Origin of the sequence: Ornithinimicrobium pekingense DSM 21552 (assembly GCF_000421185.1) — a bacterium.
Classification (GTDB): Bacteria; Actinomycetota; Actinomycetes; order Actinomycetales; family Dermatophilaceae; genus Ornithinicoccus; species Ornithinicoccus pekingensis.
The window spans coordinates 51427-67380 of the sequence record NZ_ATWJ01000012.1; the positions used below are offsets into that span (position 1 = coordinate 51427).

Below are 15954 nucleotides of genomic sequence, written 5' to 3' on the forward strand. Positions count from 1 at the left end.
GCACCGCACCACCACCTCACTCCCAGCGGCGCACCCGCTGATACCTCGGGTTCCACCAGAACCGGTGCACCAGCCGCAGCGGGGCGGGGAACTCCGAGAGGATCCGGCGCACGTCCTCCGGCGGCGCCCCGTCGACGATGAACGGGCCGAGCGCGGCCAGCTCCGACAGGGGCAGCTCCTTCATCGACGCCTTGTTCATCGCCGCCCACTCCTGCGTGGTCAGCAGGCCGCGCATGAGCGGGAAGGCGTCCTTCTCCTCGTGCGCGAGGTGCCCGGCCAGCAGGGTGAGCAGCTCGTCGATGCGCGCGGCCACCTCGTCGCGACCGACCTCGCGGTCGTCGAACGCCCGCTCCAGCGCCTCCAGCGCCGGGTCGATGAGCGCGTGCTCGGACTCCATGTCGTCGAGCACCGCGAGGTCGTCGGGCCGGTCGGCGAGCTTGGCGCGCAGCGCTGGCCAGATGTGCCGGTCCTCGATCGTGTGGTGGTGGTGCAGGCTGCGGCTGAAGCCGTGCCAGCCGATGAGGAGCGCGTCGTGGGTCTCGGGGTCGACCGTGCCGTAGCGCTGCGCGACCCGTGCCAGCCGCGCGGCGTCGCGGCGGAAGGCGTCGTGCAGGATGCGCATCAGCTCCATGTCGTCGTCGGTGAGCGCGGTGCCTGACGTCGTGGCCATCGGGAGCCTCCTGGGGGGGTGTGGTCCGTCCTTGCGCCTCCACGCTGCTCCGCGCCGGGCTCTGGCGGCAATCCCCCGGACGGGGGGATAGTGGAGCCATGACCGCCGTCGGTCAGCGGCTCGGACCGGTGATCCACGACGCGGCCGTCAGGGCGCCCGACGGCCACGCCTTCCGGCGCCGCGTGCTCGAGCTGCTCGGCGACCAGGTCCCCTTCGACGCGGCGTGCCTGGCCACCACCGAACCCCACTCGATGCTGCCGACCTCGCTGACCACCGTCGGCTACCAGGGCACCGACGTCTACGCGGCGGTCCTCGACATCGAGTATGGAGTGCAGCCCGAGCCGGGCAGGTTCGTCACCATGCGCGACCGGCCGGTGCCGGTGCAGACCCACCGCGAGGCCACGGGTGACCGGCCCCGCTCCAGCCGGTTCTACGCCGACGTGCTGGCGCCGCAGGGACTGGAGCACGAGGTGCGGATGATCTTCCGCGGGTCCGACCGGCTCGCCTGGGGCGCCTGCACCCTGGCCCGTTCCGGCCCGGAGTTCACCGACGACGAGAGCGCCGCCCTGGCCGCGGTGCTGACCGACGTCGCCGACGGGCTGCGCGGCACGCTCTTCCGGGACGCCGCCCCCGCCGTCCCGGCGGGCGCCGGCGGTCCGGCGGTCGTCGTGGTCGGCCGGGACGGCACGATCGAGACCTGGTCCGACGCGGCCCGTGACTACCTCGAGCGGCTCGGCTGGGGGCCCGCCGGGGTGCCCGAGTCGGCGGTGCCGGCCGTCGTGCTGGCCGGATGGCTGCGCCGCTCGGGCCGCCTCAGCGACGCCTGGCGCGTCCGGACCCTCGACGGTCGGTGGGTGCTGGTGCGTGGCGGCCTCCTGCCCGACGGCGGCACCGGCCGCGTGGTGCTCACCTTCGAGCCCGCGTCGGTGTCCGCCCTCGCCCCGCTGCTGGCGACGGCATACCACCTGACGCGCCGCGAGCGCGAGGTGCTGGGGCACCTGCTCGCCGACCGGACCCGCGAGGAGATCGCCCGCGCGCTCTTCCTGAGTCCCTACACCGTGCAGGACCACCTCAAGAGCATCTACGCCAAGACCGGCACCACCGGCCGCCGCGGGCTGGTCTCGCTCGTCGTGCGCGAGGAGTGCTTCCCCCGGCTCGGGGGCGGGCTGGGGATGGACGGGTGGTTCGCGGGACCGTCCGGGCGGACGAGCCCCGGACGCACAGATCAGTAGTGCTGGAGCAACGCCTCGAGGCTGCCACCGGTCGAGGGTTCGCCCTGCGCGAGATAGGCCCACAGCAGCAGCCGCGTCTTGCGCGCCGACAGCTCGCCCCCGAGCAGGACCCCCCGCTCGAGCAGGTCCATCTCCGAGCCCGGGAAGCCGTAGGTCCGCTGCAAGGTGCCACCCCGGTGGGCGGATGTCGCGACGACCACCGGCATCGCGCCGGCCGCCTCCACCAGGACGTCCGCGACGCGTGCCGGCACGTGCCCACCACCGAAGCCCTCGACCACCACGGCGTCCACGTCCTCGTCCTGCACCACATGCTCGAGCGTGCGGGCGTCGTCCCCCAGGTAGGTCTGCAGCAGCAGGACCCTGGGGTCACGCACCGGTGACGTCAGCGCGGCAGCACCCTGACGACCTCCGTCGGAGTACAGGCGCACGGCACCCTCCCGGACCACCCCCGCAAGGCCTGCCGGCCCTGAGGTGAACGCATCCGTGCTCCACGAGTGCGCCTTCTCCACCCGGGTGGCCCGGTGCAGCTGGCCGCCGAGGCAGACGACGACCCCCTGCCGGGCGACCTCGTTGGTCTCCGCAGCCAAGCAGGCGTCCCGCAGGTTGCCCGGTCCGTCCGCGCTGACCGCTGAGGCCAGGCGCATCGCGCCGGTCAGCACGAGCGGCGCGTCGCCGGCCCAGTAGAGGTCGGTCAGGAAGGCGCTCTCGGGCAGCGTGTCGGTGCCCTGCACCAGGACCGCCCCGGCGCACCCGTCCGCCACCCGGTCACGGGCCCAGCCCACCGCGTCGCACAGCAGCTGGGGGGTCAGGCTGGCCCCGGGCAGCTGCGCGAGCGTCTCTCCCTCCACCCGGATGTCGTCCCCGAGCCCGCCCATGAGCCCGCTCATGAGCTCAGCCGCTCCCAGCGTGGGCCGGCCCCCTCCCTGGCCGCCCACCATGGTGATCGTGCCACCAAGAGTCCCCACCGCGACCCGTCCGGACCTGACCATCACCTGGCTCCAATCTGTATGCAGAAGGGTCTTGCCTGTGCACAGTTTCATGCTTACTGTATACAGACTGGAGAACCGCTTCAGGCCGATCACACCGATCAGACATAGGAGTCAGATCACATGAAGAAGTGGATTGCAGCCCCGACCACCCTGACCCTGGCCGCGCTGCTGGCGGCGTGCTCCGGCCCCGCCGCCGAAGAGGCCGAGCAGCAGGACGGCGCGGAAGGCTCCGCCGCAGCCGGCGGTCTGACGGAGCTGTCCGTCGCCGCGGTCAGCACCAGCTGCCTGCAGTTCTTCCCGCTCTACGTGGCCCAGGAGCAGGGCCTCTTCGAGGAGAACGGGCTGGACGTGCAGGTCGAGCGCATGAACGGCAGCGCCGCGGTCCTGCAGGCGATGCTCGCCGGGCAGACCGACCTCGGCACGCCGGGCCCGGTCCCCACCATCCTGACCCAGGCCCAGGGCGAGGACATCCGCTACATCGCCAACCTGTGGCCCGGGGGCGCCTTCGCCCTCGTCACCCCGGAGGAGTCGGGCGTCGCGGACGCCTCCGAGCTCACCGGCAAGACCATCGGGGTCGCCACGGCCGACGGCAGCGAGGTCAGCTTCGCGCACACGATCATGGCCGCCGAGGGCCTGGAGGAGTCGGACTACGAGATCCTCACGGTCGGCGAGGGCGGCCAGGCCGTCGCCGCCTTCCAGCGTGGCGACATCGACGCCTACGCCGCCTCGATCGACGGCGTGGCGATCATCGAGCACGCGGGCATCCCGCTGAGCAACATCACCGGTGACGCCACCGGCTACCTCTTCGGCAACGGGCTGGCCGCACCGGCCGAGCTCATCGAGTCCGACCCGGAGAGCCTCGAGGCCTTCGGGAACGCCTACCGCCAGGGACTGGAGATGGCGATCGACGACCGCCAGCTCGTCACCGACGCCTGCGCCGCGGTCCAGCCGCAGGAGGTCGAGGACCCCACCTACGTCGAGGCGCACCTCGACGCGCTCATCCCCAGCCTGGAGCGCACCGACGGTGAGCCGTGGGGCTCGATGTCCCAGGAGCACTGGGAAATGATCCTGCAGGACGCCGTCGACATGGGCGAGGTCGAGGAGGGCGAGGTCGAGGTCGACAACCTCTACACCAACGACCTGGTCGACGGCTTCAACTCATGACGACCGCCTCCACCGTCGTGAACGACGCCGCCTACTCGGTGACGGACGTCCGGCACACCTACGGCACCGGGACGCACGCCCTCCAGGACGTGTCGATCGAGCTGCCGCGCGGGTCGGTCACCTCCCTCATCGGGCCCAGCGGCTGCGGCAAGTCGACCCTGCTCAACATCCTGTCGGGGTTGTTGCGCCCCTCCGAAGGGCACGTGGAGATCTTCGGCCGCGAGCTCGACGGCCCGCCGGTCGAGGTCAGCCACATGTTCCAGAAGGCGACGCTGCTGCCCTGGCGCACGGTCCTGGAGAACGTGCTCCTGCCGCTCGAGCTGCGTGACGGCAAGAAGGCGGCACGCAAGCAGAAGAGCAAGGCGCGAGAGCTGCTCAAGATGGTCGGCATCGCCGACTTCGAGGCCGGTTACCCGCACCAGCTCTCCGGAGGTATGGCGCAACGCGCCGCGATCTGCCGGATGCTGGTCACCGAGCCCCAGATCCTGCTGCTCGACGAGCCGTTCGGGGCGCTGGACGAGCTGACCCGCGAGCGCATGGACACCGAGCTGCTGCGCATCGTGCGCGACACCGGCGCGACGGCTGTGCTCGTCACGCACTCCATACCCGAGTCGGTCTTCCTCTCCGACGTCGTCTACGCGATGTCGGCCCGGCCCGGGCGGATCACCCGCGCCATCGAGGTCGACCTTCCCCACCCGCGCGGTGAGCACACGCTCGCCGACCCCCGCTACCTGGAGCTCATCAACACCGTGCGCCAGGCGCTCGACGAAGGGTACAGACGTGGTGCTCACACGTAGCCAACCGACCCAGGCCCGCACCCGGCGCCGCCCGACGGAGGGCAGGCGCGGCCTGCTGGCCCGTATGCCCTCCTGGGCGCCCGTGCTGATCTCGATCGCGGTCTTCCTCGCCGCCTGGCAGCTGCTCGTCACCTTCGGCGGCATCTCCCAGCTGGTCCTGCCGTCGCCGTTGTCGGTCGCCGAGCAGGTGGTCATCGTCACCCAGCAGCTGTTCGTCGGTGGGTTCCTCGCCGGTCAGCTGTGGATCACCGTGCAGGAGATCCTCCTCGGGTTCGTCCTGGCTGTGGTCGTGGGGGTGATCGTCGGGATCGTGGTCGGCCTGACCAGCTTCGGCCGGCGGGGCATCATGCCGCTGTTCGTGCTGCTGGACGCCACGCCCAAGATCGCCTTCGCCCCGGTCTTCATCGCCTGGTTCGGCTTCGGCATCGCCTCCAAGTTCCTCATGGCGGCGTTCATGTCGATCTTCCCGATCATCGTCTCCACCGCGCAGGGCGTCGCGGCCGTCGAGCCGGACGAGCTGAAGCTCTTCCAGTCGATGAAGGCCTCGCGGTGGGACATCTTCTGGAAGCTGCGGGTGCACCGCGCACTCCCCTATCTGTTCACCGGCCTGAAGATCGCCGTCGTCGCCTGCCTCACCGGCGCCGTCGCGGCGGAGTTCATCGGCGGCGGCATCGGTTTCGGTGAGCAGGTCCGCGTGGCGGCTGCACGCATCGCCCTGGACCGCGTCTTCGCGCTCATCTTCTTCCTCAGCCTGCTGGGGCTGGCGCTCTTCATGTCGGTCGCCTGGCTGGAGAAGCGCCTCACCTTCTGGAACGTCCGCAGCTAACACCTCACACCCCTACGAAAGAGAGACAGACCTATGCGTATCGCCAACAGCGGCGGCCGGGCCCTCGTGCAGCACGGCGACTCCTGGTATGACGTCGAGCAGGCCTCGCGGGGCCAGTTCCCCGCCGAGCCGCGCGCCCTCGTCGGCCGGCTCGAGGAGCTGGCCGAGTGGATCGGATCGGCCAGCCTCAACGGCCAGGGTGCGGTGACGCCGGAGCAGCTGGACGCGCCGGTGCCCGACCCCGTCCAGATCTTCGCGATCGGCCTCAACTACCGCGCCCACGCGGAGGAGACCGGCTCGGAGATCCCCACCTACCCCGTGGTGTTCACCAAGTGGCAGACCTCGCTCGCCGGGCCCACCGGTGAGGTGGTCCTGCCCGCGGACACCGTCGACTGGGAGGCCGAGCTCGTGGTCGTCATCGGCAAGGAGGCCCACCAGGTCGAGGCCGACGACGCCCTCAGCTACGTCGCGGGTTACATGAACGGCCAGGACTTCTCCGAGCGCCGCCTGCAGAACGTCGGCGCCAAGCCGCAGTTCAGCCTCGCCAAGAGCTACCCCGGGTTCTCCCCGACCGGTCCGTGGCTGGTGACCCTCGACGAGCTCGAGGACCCCAACGACCTCGCCATCCGGACGACGCTGGTCAAGGGCGACGGCGAGACCGAGGTCGCGCAGGACTCCCGCACCAGCGACCTCATCTTCAACGTGCCCGTGCTCGTCTCCGAGCTGTCCAAGGTCGTCAAGCTGCTCCCGGGCGACCTGATCTTCACCGGTACGCCGTCCGGGGTGGGCCTCGGCCGGACCCCGAAGATGTTCCTGCAGCCGGGCTGGCGCGTGCAGACCGAGATCGAGGGTCTGGGCGCCATGGACAACGCGATCCGGTGACGGACGTGATCCCACGGCTACAGTCCCGATCGTGACCACCGACGCGCAGCCGACGACGACGTCGGCCGACCTGGCCTACCGCGAGCTCCGTGAGGCGATCCTCACGGGCCACGTCAGCGCGGGCGAGGTCATGTCGCAGGTGCAGCTGGCCGCGCAGATGCAGATCAGCCGCACCCCGCTGCGCGAGGCGGTCCGACGCCTGGAGGCCGAGGGGCTCCTGTCCTCCGAGTCCAACCGGAGGGTGCGCGTCTCGGAGCTGACGCTGGAGGATCTCGACGAGGTGTACGGCCAGCGGCTCCTGCTGGAGCCGCTGGCCCTGCACCTGTCCGTCCCACGGCTCAACCGTGCCGACCTCCAGTCCGTGCAGTCCGCGCTGGACGCGAGCACGGCGGCGCTGCGGGCGGGCGACATGGACCTCTTCCACGAGCACCACCGCGAGCTGCACCTGGGGCTCGTCAGGAGGGTCGGTCCCCGTCTCTACCGCACCATCTGCGACCTGTGGGACCACGCCGAGCGCTATCGCCGGGTCTTCCTGGTGGACGACAAGGACGACACCCGGATGGAGGGGTCGATCCGCGACCACGAGGACCTCGTCGCAGCGGCGGAGGCCCGCGAGCCCGAGCAGTGCGCGCAGGTCCTGACGCGACACCTGTCGACCACGGCCCTGACGATCTTCAACTACTACGGGGGGCCGGAGCGGCCGGACATGATCCACGAGGTGCTGAACCGTCAGGTCTGGACGTGCGGCGGCCATGACTGAGCCGACGGCGACCCGGCTGGGCACCGCCGTGCCGACCTCGACCGTCCTGGACGTCAGCGGCAACGACGGCTACCTCGGCCCGACGATCGTGCGGCGTGCCGGGTCCCGTGCCGTCGGACGGGCGCTGACGGTGCGGACCGGGCCCGGTGACAACCTGGCGCTCCACCGCGCCCTTGCTCGGGCCCAGCCCGGTGACGTGCTGGTGGTCTCCTGTCCAGGACCGCCGGTCGGCCTGGCGGGGGAGGTCATCTGCACCGCCCTGCACCAGCTCGGGGCCGTCGGCCTGGTGACGAACTCTGGCATCCGCGACGAGGACGAGCTTCTGGCGCTCGGCTTCCCTGTGTGGAGCGCTGCGGTCACGCCGCTGGGCACGACGAAGTCGGACGGCGGCGTGGTCGGTGGTGCGGTCGAGATCGGTGGTGTCCACGTCGCCACGGGTGACGCGATCGTCGCGGACGGCGACGGCGTCGTCCGGGTGCGGGCGGGGTCGTGGAACCACATCTACGAGGCTTCCGGCCGGAAGGTGGAGCGCGAGACGACCTGGCTCGCCTCGCTCCGGCAAGGGACACCCCTGGCCGAGCTCACCGGCCTGGTGTAAGCGGCAGACCTCCTGCGGGCGTCGCCGGGCTCAGCCGTGCGGGTCGGCCAGCAACCGAGCCTTCGCCGCCGCGAACTCCTCGTCGGTGAGCGCGCCGCGCCCGTGCAGGTCCGCGAGCGCGGTCAGGTGCACGACCAGCGGGTGGGTGGACCCCGACGGCCCGGGGGCAGGCCCGTCCTCGACCGGCTCGGCACCGCCACGACCGCCCGGCACGAAGGTGGGGATCACCGGCATCGCCCCCGCCGTCGGCCGCGCCAGGACCTCCTCGAGCGTGTTGAAGGTCTCCTTGCCGTAGGTCAGCGTCCCCAGGTTGACCTCGCCGTGCACCGTCCGCGCGGTCACCAGGCCGGTGCTGAAGACTCTCTCGCGCTCGATGTCGACCTCGGTGACGTCGGAGCGCAGCACGTCGTCGACGACCGGCATCCCCACGTGCTCGTCCCCCAGCGTCAGCAGCCGTCGGTCCGTGACGACCAGCAGGGTCACCGAGCGCCGGATCCGCGTGCTGGCGAACATCCCCAGCACCCGCTCCCCCGGCAGCAGGTTGAGCCGCAGCGACTGCTGAGCCAACGGCACGAGCCGCTTGGGCACCTTCGGGTCTCGGTATGCCGTGCGCGCGTCGCTGCTCCCGGTGCTCGGGTCCATGTGTCGCCTCCTCGTCGCCGGCGTCAGGCTATCCGGAGGGGTGACCACCGCGGCCGGGTGCTCCGGTGCGTGGCGCGGGTGGGCGGAAGGGGTCAGCCGCTGCGGCTGCTCAGCACCTCGGACGCGGCGATCTTGAGCGTCCCGCCGTCGTCGACGAGGCGGTAGGCGGTGCGCTCGACGTCGACCCGGCCGTCGGTGAAGGTGTAGGTCAGGGTGGCCACGACGCGGTCCGGAGGGGTGGCCTCGACGTCGCTGACAGCCACGTCGCTGATCGCGCTCCAGAAACGGTCGTAGGCCTCGAAGCCCCCGGCGTGGTTGGTCTGGTAGTCGGCCGTCATCCGGTCCCACGCCTGGGCCCGGCCGCCCGGCATCATCGCGTAGTAGCCGGTGATCGCCGACTCCAGCGCGGTGGCCCGGTCGGTGGGCTCGGGCGCGTCCGCCGGTGCAGGCTCCGGGGCGGGCTCCGGCTCTGGTTCCGGCTGGGGTGCGGGCGCGGGCTCGGGCTCCGCCTCCGGCGCGGGCTCCTGCTGCTCCTCCTCGGCGCTGGGCTCGGCCTCTGTCTCCTCGCTCCGTCCCGGGTCGGTGGTCGGCGCGAGCGGCGGGGCGGCCTCTCCGGCCGGGGTCGGCAGGACGCGCGGCGACCCGACGGCGTCCTCGGAGGCGTCGGCCGCGGCCGTGGGCGCGGGAGCCTGTCCGGCCTCCTGCGCGGACCCGCCGACCCGGTCGCCGAGCAGCGCACCGGCGCCCAGGACGACGAGCAGCACCAGGACCGCGGCTCCGGCGAGCAGCACCGGCCGGCGCGGACGACGACCGTCCCGGTCCTCCTTGTCCCGCGGGAACCACGACGACAGCCCGGTCGACGTCTCCTGCGTCGCGGCCCCGCTGGTCGTGGCGCCGCTGGTCGTGGCGCCGCTGGTCGGTGCCGTCGGGGGGCCGTTCTGGTGGTCGGTCGTCCCGGTGGTCCCGGTGCCCGTCCCCGCCACAGCGGCCCCGGTCATCGTCCCCGCGGCGGCGTCCACAGGCACGGCGCCCGCGTAGGTGGTGTGATCGGCCAGGACCGAGGCGACCATGTCCATGTCCGGCCGAGCCTGCGGGTCGGTGTCGAGCATCTGGAGCAGGAAGCCGGTGAGCGGTCCCGCCCGTGACGGTGCCGGGATCTGTCCGGCCGCCACCTTGTGCAGCAGGGCGATCGCGTTGGGGTCGGTGCCGAAGGGCGGCCCGCCCTCGAGCGCGGCATACAGCGTCGCCCCGAGGGAGAAGACGTCGGAGGCGAAGGTGGCGGCCTCGCCGCGGGCCACCTCCGGCGCCAGGTAGGCCGGCGTCCCGTGGATCCAGCCCGTGCCGGTGAGGGTGACGTCGCCCAGCGCGTGGGAGATGCCGAAGTCGCTCAGGTGCGCCGCGCCGTCGCCGGTGAGCAGGATGTTGCCCGGCTTGACGTCGCGGTGGACGATGCCGAGCCGGTGCGCGGCGGCCAGGGCGGAGGCGACCTCTGCGGCGATGCGCAGCACGCGCTCGAGCGTCGGCGGCGGGTCGTCACGCAGCGTCGCGGACAGGGTTGTGGACTCCAGGAACGGCATCACCAGGCACGGCTGGCCGTCGTGCTCCACGGCGTCGAGCACCGCCACCGCGTTCGGGTGCTGCAGCCGGCCCGTGATCCGGGCCTCACGCATCGCCCGGTCCTTGGCGACCTCGGCCTCGGCCTCCGGGACGCCGACGGCCGGCCGCAGCTGCTTGACGGCCACGGCGCGCTCGAGCCGCTCGTCCCAGCCCTTCCAGACCACGCCCATCCCCCCGGTGGCGATGACCGACTCGAGGCGGTAGCGCCCCGCGACCAGGGTCCCCGGCTCGCTCACCTGGACTCCTTTCCGCGAGACGACCTGACCGATCGAGACTACGGCGGTATCCCGGCAGGCTCGACGTGGACGGCCACGCACCTAGGCTGAGCTTCATGACCTGGGTCCGCCACCGCTCCCGCTCGCTGTCCTGGGCCCTGCTCGCCGCGGTGCTGCTCGTCGTCAGCCAGGGGGTATGGCGCTACACCCGGGCCGGGGTGCCGCTCGCCGAGGACGGGTGGGGGCTCGTCATGCGCGTGGTCGTCCTCGGGCTGCTCGTCGGGGTCTACCTGAGGGCCGGCGGTGCGACGACCGCCTCCGAGGACGGGCTGTCGGTGCACGACGGCGTCCGGCGGCACGACTTCCCCCGCGCCTCGGTGCGGACCGTCGAGGAGGACCCGGCGCGCAACGGGGCGGTCGCCGTCCTGCAGACCGGCCGCCGGGTCGAGCTGCCCGGGGTGTCCGGGTCCGAGGTGCGTGCGGTGCGGCGGGCGCTCAAGGGCAGGTAGGGCCGGCGACCGTCCCGTGGATGTCGGGAGGGGCGCCGACTCCCACGGGACGCCGTGCCCGCTCAGGCGTTCCAGGTGATCACCTGGTCGCACCACGTGCGCAGCAGCTCCTCGTCATGGGAGGCGACGAGCACCCCGCAGCCCGTGGCGTGCTGGTGGGCGTGGATCGCCGCGAGCACCGTGCGGGCCGTGGCCACGTCGACCATCGAGGTCGGCTCGTCCAGCAGCAGGTAGTCGGGGTCGAGCGCCAGCGCCCGGGCCACCGCGACCCGCTGCAGCTGCCCGCCGGAGACGGCGTCGGGACGGCGGGACGCGAGGGTCGGCTCGAGCCCGACCCGGTCGAGCAGACTGGCGACCGCCGCCTCGTCGCCCCGCAGGCCACCGAGGCGCAGCGGCTCGGCCATGATGCGACCCACCGTCCACCGCGGGTCGACCGAGGAGCGGGGGTCCTGTGGGACGTAGCCGATGCGGCGGCGGACGTGGGCGGGCACCTGGTGACCGGTGCCCCTGACGCGCCGGCCGTCCAGCTCGACATACCCCTGCGCGGGCGCGTGCAGCAGGCCGAGCGTGCGCAGGAGGGTGGTCTTGCCCGCCCCGGAGGGCGCCAGCAGGCCGGTGGTGCCGTCCTGCTCGACCCGCACGTCCACGCCCTCCAGGACGACGGTCCCGCGCCCGCGCGTGAGGGTGAGGCCGTGGCCGGCCAGGGCCGGCCGGCCGGTCCGCGGGCGGCCGGTACGTGACCGGTGCGAGGGGTCGCGGTGCGGCGCCTGCCGGTGGCTCGCGGCCCGGGCCCTGCCGGCCACCACGTCGGGCGCGAGGCGCTGCCCGCTGCGGCCGGAGTCGAGCTCGACCACGGCGTCGGCGACCTGCTCGGCCAGGGTCAGGTCGTGGGTGACGACCAGCACCGCGCGACCCTCCTCGTGGGCGAGGGCCTGCAGCTCGGCACCGGCGCGCGTGGCCCGGGCGCGGTCCAGGCCGGTCGTCGGCTCGTCCGCCAGGACCAGCGCCGGGTCACCCAGCAGGGCCAGGGCGTTGGACACCCGTTGGGCCTGGCCGCCCGACAGCTGGGACGGCAACCGGGCCCGCCAGGAGCGGTCGACGTCGTGACGACCCATGGCCGCGGCGACCAGCGCCGGGACGCCCGACGGTGCGACGTGCACGCGTGCCTTCTCGTCCAGCTGGTGCCCCACGGTCAGGACCGGCGTCATCGAGGCGAGGGGCGACTGGGGCAGCCACGCGGCCAGCCGCCCCCGGGTGCGCTCCCGGTCCGCGCCGGCCGGGTCGAGGAGGTCCACCTCGCCCTCGCCCGTCTCCCACCACGCCTTCCCGCGGACCAGGGAGCCCACGGGCAGCAGGCCGAGCAGGGCGGCGACGAGCGTCGACTTGCCCGCACCGCTGGGGCCGAGCAGCACCACGACCTCGCCGCGACGGACCTGCAGGTCCACGTGGTGCAGGACGGTGCGCGTGCTGCCGTCGGCGTCCGGCAGCGCCACCCCCAGCCCCTGCACGCGCAGCCCGCCGTCCCCGGGCGGCACCCGCTCCGGGGCGCCGCCGGCACCCGGGGCGCTCATGACCGCCCCGCCGGGTCCGGCCGCAGCCGCTCGGCCAGCACGAAGACGGCCAGGCTCAGGACCACGAGCACCAGACCGGGCAGGACCGCGGGCCACCAGTGACCCGCCAGCACCGCCGGGCGCGACTGCTCGATGATCGTGCCGAGCGAGGCCTGGCTGTCGGGAAGGCCCAGCCCCAGGAAGCTCAGCGCCGACTCGTGCATGATCGCGTGCGGCACCATGAGCACGACCGCGAGCAGGGCCCGGCTCAGGACGTGCCCGAGCAGGTGGCGGCGCAGCACCCACCACCGGCCCGCCCCGGCGCCCACGGCCGCCTCGACGAAGCCGGAGCCGGTCAGGGCCAGCATCTCCGCGCGCACGATCCGCGCCGTGGTCGTCCAGTGGGTCACGGCCACGCTGACGACGACGCTGGTCAGCGACGGGCCGAGCAGTGCCACGACGACGATGCCGAGCACCAGGTGGGGCAGGGCGTTGACGGCGTCGACGACCCGCATCAGCACGGTGTCCAGCCACCCGCCGGAGCGGCCCGCGACCGACCCTGCGACACCGCCGACGACCAGCCCGAGGACGCCGGCGGTCAGCGCCGCCGCGATCCCGACGAGCAGCGACACCCGTGCCCCCGCCAGCGTGCGCTGCAGCAGGTCACGCCCGGCGTGGTCGGTCCCGAAGGGGTGATCCGGCGCGGGCGGGAGGTAGGCCCGGGCGAAGTCCGCCGTCCCGCCCCCCGACGACGACCCGACCAGCAGCACCACCGCGACGAGCCCGGCCAGGGTCAGCCCCCACAGCAGCGGTCGGGGACGGCCGGGGCGCCGCCGGCCGCGCACGGGGACCCACGGTCGACCTCCCTCGTCGCGGACCGTCCGCCAGCCCTCAGCCATCGCGCGCGCCCACCCTCGGGTCCACGACCCGGTAGAGCACGTCGGCCGCCAGGTTGCCCAGCACGACCAGCACGGTCGTCAGCGCGGTCAGGGCCGCGAGCAGGGCGAAGTCGAGGCGCAGCGCCGACTCCACCGTCGCGCTGGCGATCCCGGGCCAGGAGAAGACGGTCTCGACCAGCACGGCTCCCGTCACCAGCTCGGGGACCCGCACCCCGACCACCGTGACCAGGGGCAGCAGCGCCGGGCGCACCGCGTGGGCGCGGAGGATCGCGCCGGTCGGCACGCCGCGCGCCCACGCCCCCCGGACCGCGGGCCCGGCCAGGGCGTCCCGGGTGGCGTCGCGCACGACCAGGCCGAACCACGACACCTGCGACAGCGCCAGCACGGCGACGGGCAGCACCGCGTGCCGCGCCACGTCGAGCGCGCCGACGCCCTCGACCGACAGGCTGGTCCCGCCACCGGTGGGCAGCCAACCGAGCCAGATCGCGAAGAGCCAGACGGCGACCAGGCCCAGCCAGAAGGGCGGGGCCGACTGCAGCGCCAGCAGCCCGCCGCCGACGAGCCGGTCCACGACCGAGCCGGGGCGCGTCCCGGCCCAGGCCCCCAGCACGGTCCCGAGCGCCACCGCCACCGCCAGCGCCGCCGCCATCAGCCCCAGCGTCCACGGCAGCCGCTACGCGAGGACGGTCGCCACCGGCAGGCGCTGGCTGCTGGAGGACCCCAGGTCGCCGGTCAGCGCATGGCCCCACCACGTCGCCCACTGCTGCACCGCCGAGGTGTCGGCCCGGGCGGCCCGCAGCGCCTCCAGCGTCGGACCGTCCATCGTCAGCGCCCGCTCGCCCAGGCTGGCCAGCACCGGGTCGAACGGCGCGGCCTGGGCGAGCACGAACATCACGAGCGTCACCGCGGCCAGCAGCAGCGGCAGCAGGGCCAGCCGCCCGAGCACGAGACGCGTCACGCCGGTCAGTCTGCCGCCGTCCACTCCGGCAGGTTCCACCAGGGCCCACCCTGCAGACCGTGCTCGTGGGGCTCGACGAGCGGCACGTCATACCCCTCCCAGACCCCTGCCCGGATGACGTAGTCGTGCCCGACGTAGGCGAGGAACACCCAGGGCAGGTCCTGCGCGAGCTGCTCCTGGACCTGCTGGTATGCCGTCGCGCGCGCACCCTCGTCCGCGGCGCGGCGGCCGGCCTCCAGCGCGTCGTCCATCTGCGCCGAGCGGTAGCCGCCCGGGTTGTCGAAGCCCACGTAGGCGCGGCTGGAGTGGAACAGCGGGTAGGTCGACAGGTCCGCGTCGAAGGGGTTGCCGGTGCCGTAGACGAGGGCGTGGGTGCGCATCCGCGGCTCGATCGCCTCCCAGCTCAGCCCCTCCGGGCGCACCTCGAGGCCCAGGTCGGCCGCCTGCGCCTGCACCTGGAGCGCGATGTTCTGGCGCAGGGTGTCGCCGGCGGGGTACATGAGCGCGAAGGAGGCCCGGACGCCGTCCCGGACCCGCACGCCGTCGCGGCCCTCGACCCACCCTGCCTCGTCGAGCACGCGGCGCGCCGCGGTGGTGTCCGCCTCGACCTCGAGGACGTCGGAGTACTCCGGCGCCTCCGGCGGGATCGGGGAGAAGGCCGGGCGCCCCGCCCCGGCCAGCGCCCCCTCGACGAGGGCCTGCCGGTCGAGCCCGGTGTGCAGCGCCTCGCGGACCGCCGGGTCGCCGGTGACGGGCCGGCCCTCCGGCAGCACCAGCGCGCGGAAGTCGGCGGTGTCGCGGCGGACCACCTCGAAGCTGTCGTCGCCCGCGAACCGCTCCAGCGACGTCGCCGGCAGCAGGGCGGCGTCGACCTCGCCCGAGGCCAGCCGCGCGACCCGCGCCGCGTCGTCGCCGGCGAAGACGAAGGTGGCGCGCTCGACGACCGGGCGCTCGCCCCAGTAGCCGTCGAAGGCGGTCACCACCAGCCGGTCGCCGGGCCGGAGGGTGTCCATCTCGTAGGGACCGGTGCCGACGACGGTCGACGACGCCGCCACCTGCCCCTCCTCCAGGCGCTCCGACGGCACGACGCCCAGCACGGTGGCGACCGGGAAGGAGGACTGCGGGTGGGACAGGGTGAAGCGGACGGTGCGGGCGTCGACCGCCTCGACGGACGCCAGCGCGGTGAGGTCGGCGGCGACCGGGGAGGCGTTGGCCGGGTCGAGCGCGGCCTCGTAGGTGGCCACGACGTCGGCGGCGTCCAGCGCGGTGCCGTCGTGGAAGGTCACGCCGTCACGCAGCGTGTAGGTGTAGGTCAGCCCGTCGTCGGAGACCTGCGGCAGGTCGGTCGCCAGCAGCGGCTCGACGCCCAGGCCGACGGTCAGCCGCAGCAGGCCCTCGGTGACCTTGCCGTCACCCCAGCGGGCGTGGCCGAGCACCGGGTCGAAGGTGTCGGGCTCGCTGCCCGCGGCGATCACGACCTCGGTCGGGGTATGGCGTGCGCCCGCACCGGGCGAGGCAGCGCCGGGACCTTCCTGCTGACCCCCCGCGCAGGCGGTCAGGGCCAGGCCCAGCGCCGCGGCGGACGCCACCGCCCTCGCTCCGCCCCGTCGTCCCACGATCACGTCGGACGACCTTACCCCCGCCCC

General features: G+C 73.7%; 17 protein-coding genes. 8 read left to right on the forward strand and 9 right to left on the reverse strand.

The features are described 5' to 3' along the window. Nucleotides 1-16: 16 nt before the first annotated feature. Nucleotides 17-670: a hemerythrin domain-containing protein gene (locus tag K330_RS0113170; RefSeq protein ID WP_022922286.1), complete on the reverse strand. Its 654-nt coding sequence runs from the start codon at nt 668-670 to the stop codon at nt 17-19. 98 nt (nt 671-768) lie between these two features. On the opposite strand from K330_RS0113170, the gene K330_RS0113175 reads away from it, so the two are divergent. Further along, entirely contained in the window at nt 769-1902 is a 1134-nt protein-coding gene (locus tag K330_RS0113175; RefSeq protein WP_022922287.1) for a helix-turn-helix transcriptional regulator, read from the forward strand. Here the strand turns inward: K330_RS0113175 and K330_RS0113180 are convergent. Continuing rightward, entirely contained in the window at nt 1896-2891 is a 996-nt protein-coding gene (locus tag K330_RS0113180; RefSeq protein WP_022922288.1) for an asparaginase, read from the reverse strand. The two genes, K330_RS0113175 and K330_RS0113180, sit on opposite strands and share 7 nt — an antisense overlap. Nucleotides 2892-3011: 120 nt before the next feature. Between K330_RS0113180 and K330_RS21200 the strand changes: the two genes are divergently transcribed. From K330_RS21200 to K330_RS21210, 6 genes are read left to right on the forward strand one after another with little or no spacing between them, the layout of a single operon-like run. Next, nucleotides 3012-4055, forward strand: coding sequence for an ABC transporter substrate-binding protein (locus tag K330_RS21200; RefSeq protein ID WP_022922289.1), 1044 nt, complete (start codon nt 3012-3014; stop codon nt 4053-4055). Continuing rightward, a complete protein-coding gene (locus K330_RS0113190) occupies nt 4052-4852 on the forward strand; it encodes an ABC transporter ATP-binding protein (RefSeq protein ID WP_022922290.1) in 801 nt (266 codons plus the stop codon). Before K330_RS21200 ends, K330_RS0113190 begins: the two co-directional genes overlap by 4 nt. Beyond that, nucleotides 4836-5678 carry an ABC transporter permease gene (locus tag K330_RS21205; RefSeq protein WP_022922291.1) on the forward strand — a complete coding sequence of 281 codons (843 nt, stop codon included), beginning with the start codon at nt 4836-4838 and terminating at the stop codon, nt 5676-5678. Before K330_RS0113190 ends, K330_RS21205 begins: the two co-directional genes overlap by 17 nt. A gap of 33 nt (nt 5679-5711) precedes the next feature. Then, nucleotides 5712-6560 carry a fumarylacetoacetate hydrolase family protein gene (locus K330_RS0113200; RefSeq protein WP_022922292.1) on the forward strand — a complete coding sequence of 283 codons (849 nt, stop codon included), beginning with the start codon at nt 5712-5714 and terminating at the stop codon, nt 6558-6560. 31 nt (nt 6561-6591) lie between these two features. Continuing rightward, nucleotides 6592-7320, forward strand: a complete 729-nt coding sequence (locus tag K330_RS0113205; RefSeq protein WP_022922293.1) for a GntR family transcriptional regulator — start codon at nt 6592-6594, stop codon at nt 7318-7320. Then, entirely contained in the window at nt 7313-7918 is a 606-nt protein-coding gene (locus tag K330_RS21210; protein WP_022922294.1) for an RraA family protein, read from the forward strand. The genes K330_RS0113205 and K330_RS21210 overlap by 8 nt, the downstream gene beginning before the upstream one ends. 30 nt (nt 7919-7948) lie before the next feature. Here the strand turns inward: K330_RS21210 and K330_RS21215 are convergent, their stop codons facing one another. After that, on the reverse strand, nt 7949-8560 hold the full coding sequence (locus K330_RS21215) for an SHOCT domain-containing protein (protein ID WP_022922295.1): 612 nt from the start codon (nt 8558-8560) through the stop codon (nt 7949-7951). A 92-nt stretch (nt 8561-8652) separates the two neighbouring features. Continuing rightward, nucleotides 8653-10413 (reverse strand): serine/threonine-protein kinase, encoded by a 1761-nt coding sequence (locus tag K330_RS21220; RefSeq protein WP_022922296.1) that lies wholly within the window; start codon nt 10411-10413, stop codon nt 8653-8655. A gap of 95 nt (nt 10414-10508) precedes the next feature. Here K330_RS21220 and K330_RS0113225 point away from each other — a divergent pair, with 95 nt between their 5' ends. Beyond that, nucleotides 10509-10901 (forward strand): PH domain-containing protein, encoded by a 393-nt coding sequence (locus tag K330_RS0113225; RefSeq protein WP_022922297.1) that lies wholly within the window; start codon nt 10509-10511, stop codon nt 10899-10901. A 62-nt stretch (nt 10902-10963) separates the two neighbouring features. On the opposite strand, the gene K330_RS21225 is transcribed toward K330_RS0113225, so the two are convergent. From K330_RS21225 to K330_RS0113245, 5 genes are read right to left on the reverse strand one after another with little or no spacing between them, the layout of a single operon-like run. Beyond that, complete coding sequence (locus K330_RS21225; protein WP_022922298.1) at nt 10964-12472, reverse strand: ABC transporter ATP-binding protein; 1509 nt, start codon at nt 12470-12472, stop codon at nt 10964-10966. Further along, a complete protein-coding gene (locus K330_RS0113235; protein ID WP_022922299.1) occupies nt 12469-13350 on the reverse strand; it encodes an ABC transporter permease in 882 nt (293 codons plus the stop codon). Before K330_RS0113235 ends, K330_RS21225 begins: the two co-directional genes overlap by 4 nt. Then, the gene (locus tag K330_RS21230) at nt 13343-13999 is read right to left on the reverse strand and encodes an ABC transporter permease (protein WP_202804526.1); all 657 of its coding nucleotides are present in this window, start codon (nt 13997-13999) and stop codon (nt 13343-13345) included. Before K330_RS21230 ends, K330_RS0113235 begins: the two co-directional genes overlap by 8 nt. 24 nt (nt 14000-14023) lie before the next feature. Next, nucleotides 14024-14308: an ABC transporter permease family protein gene (locus K330_RS24075; RefSeq protein WP_202804527.1), complete on the reverse strand. Its 285-nt coding sequence runs from the start codon at nt 14306-14308 to the stop codon at nt 14024-14026. A gap of 5 nt (nt 14309-14313) precedes the next feature. Next, the gene (locus K330_RS0113245) at nt 14314-15930 is read right to left on the reverse strand and encodes an ABC transporter substrate-binding protein (protein ID WP_084617528.1); all 1617 of its coding nucleotides are present in this window, start codon (nt 15928-15930) and stop codon (nt 14314-14316) included. Nucleotides 15931-15954 lie beyond the last annotated feature (24 nt).

Excerpts from the sequence above, each read along its gene's own strand:
- K330_RS0113170 (WP_022922286.1), bottom strand. The coding sequence starts at position 670 with ATGGCCACGACGTCAGGCACCGCGCTCACCGACGACGACATGGAGCTG.
- K330_RS0113175 (WP_022922287.1), top strand. The coding sequence starts at position 769 with ATGACCGCCGTCGGTCAGCGGCTCGGACCGGTGATCCACGACGCGGCC.
- K330_RS0113180 (WP_022922288.1), bottom strand. The coding sequence starts at position 2,891 with ATGGTCAGGTCCGGACGGGTCGCGGTGGGGACTCTTGGTGGCACGATC.
- K330_RS21200 (WP_022922289.1), top strand. The coding sequence starts at position 3,012 with ATGAAGAAGTGGATTGCAGCCCCGACCACCCTGACCCTGGCCGCGCTG.
- K330_RS0113190 (WP_022922290.1), top strand. The coding sequence starts at position 4,052 with ATGACGACCGCCTCCACCGTCGTGAACGACGCCGCCTACTCGGTGACG.
- K330_RS0113200 (WP_022922292.1), top strand. The coding sequence starts at position 5,712 with ATGCGTATCGCCAACAGCGGCGGCCGGGCCCTCGTGCAGCACGGCGAC.
- K330_RS21210 (WP_022922294.1), top strand. The coding sequence starts at position 7,313 with ATGACTGAGCCGACGGCGACCCGGCTGGGCACCGCCGTGCCGACCTCG.
- K330_RS21215 (WP_022922295.1), bottom strand. The coding sequence starts at position 8,560 with ATGGACCCGAGCACCGGGAGCAGCGACGCGCGCACGGCATACCGAGAC.
- K330_RS0113225 (WP_022922297.1), top strand. The coding sequence starts at position 10,509 with ATGACCTGGGTCCGCCACCGCTCCCGCTCGCTGTCCTGGGCCCTGCTC.
- K330_RS21225 (WP_022922298.1), bottom strand. The coding sequence starts at position 12,472 with ATGAGCGCCCCGGGTGCCGGCGGCGCCCCGGAGCGGGTGCCGCCCGGG.
- K330_RS0113235 (WP_022922299.1), bottom strand. The coding sequence starts at position 13,350 with ATGGCTGAGGGCTGGCGGACGGTCCGCGACGAGGGAGGTCGACCGTGG.
- K330_RS21230 (WP_202804526.1), bottom strand. The coding sequence starts at position 13,999 with ATGGCGGCGGCGCTGGCGGTGGCGGTGGCGCTCGGGACCGTGCTGGGG.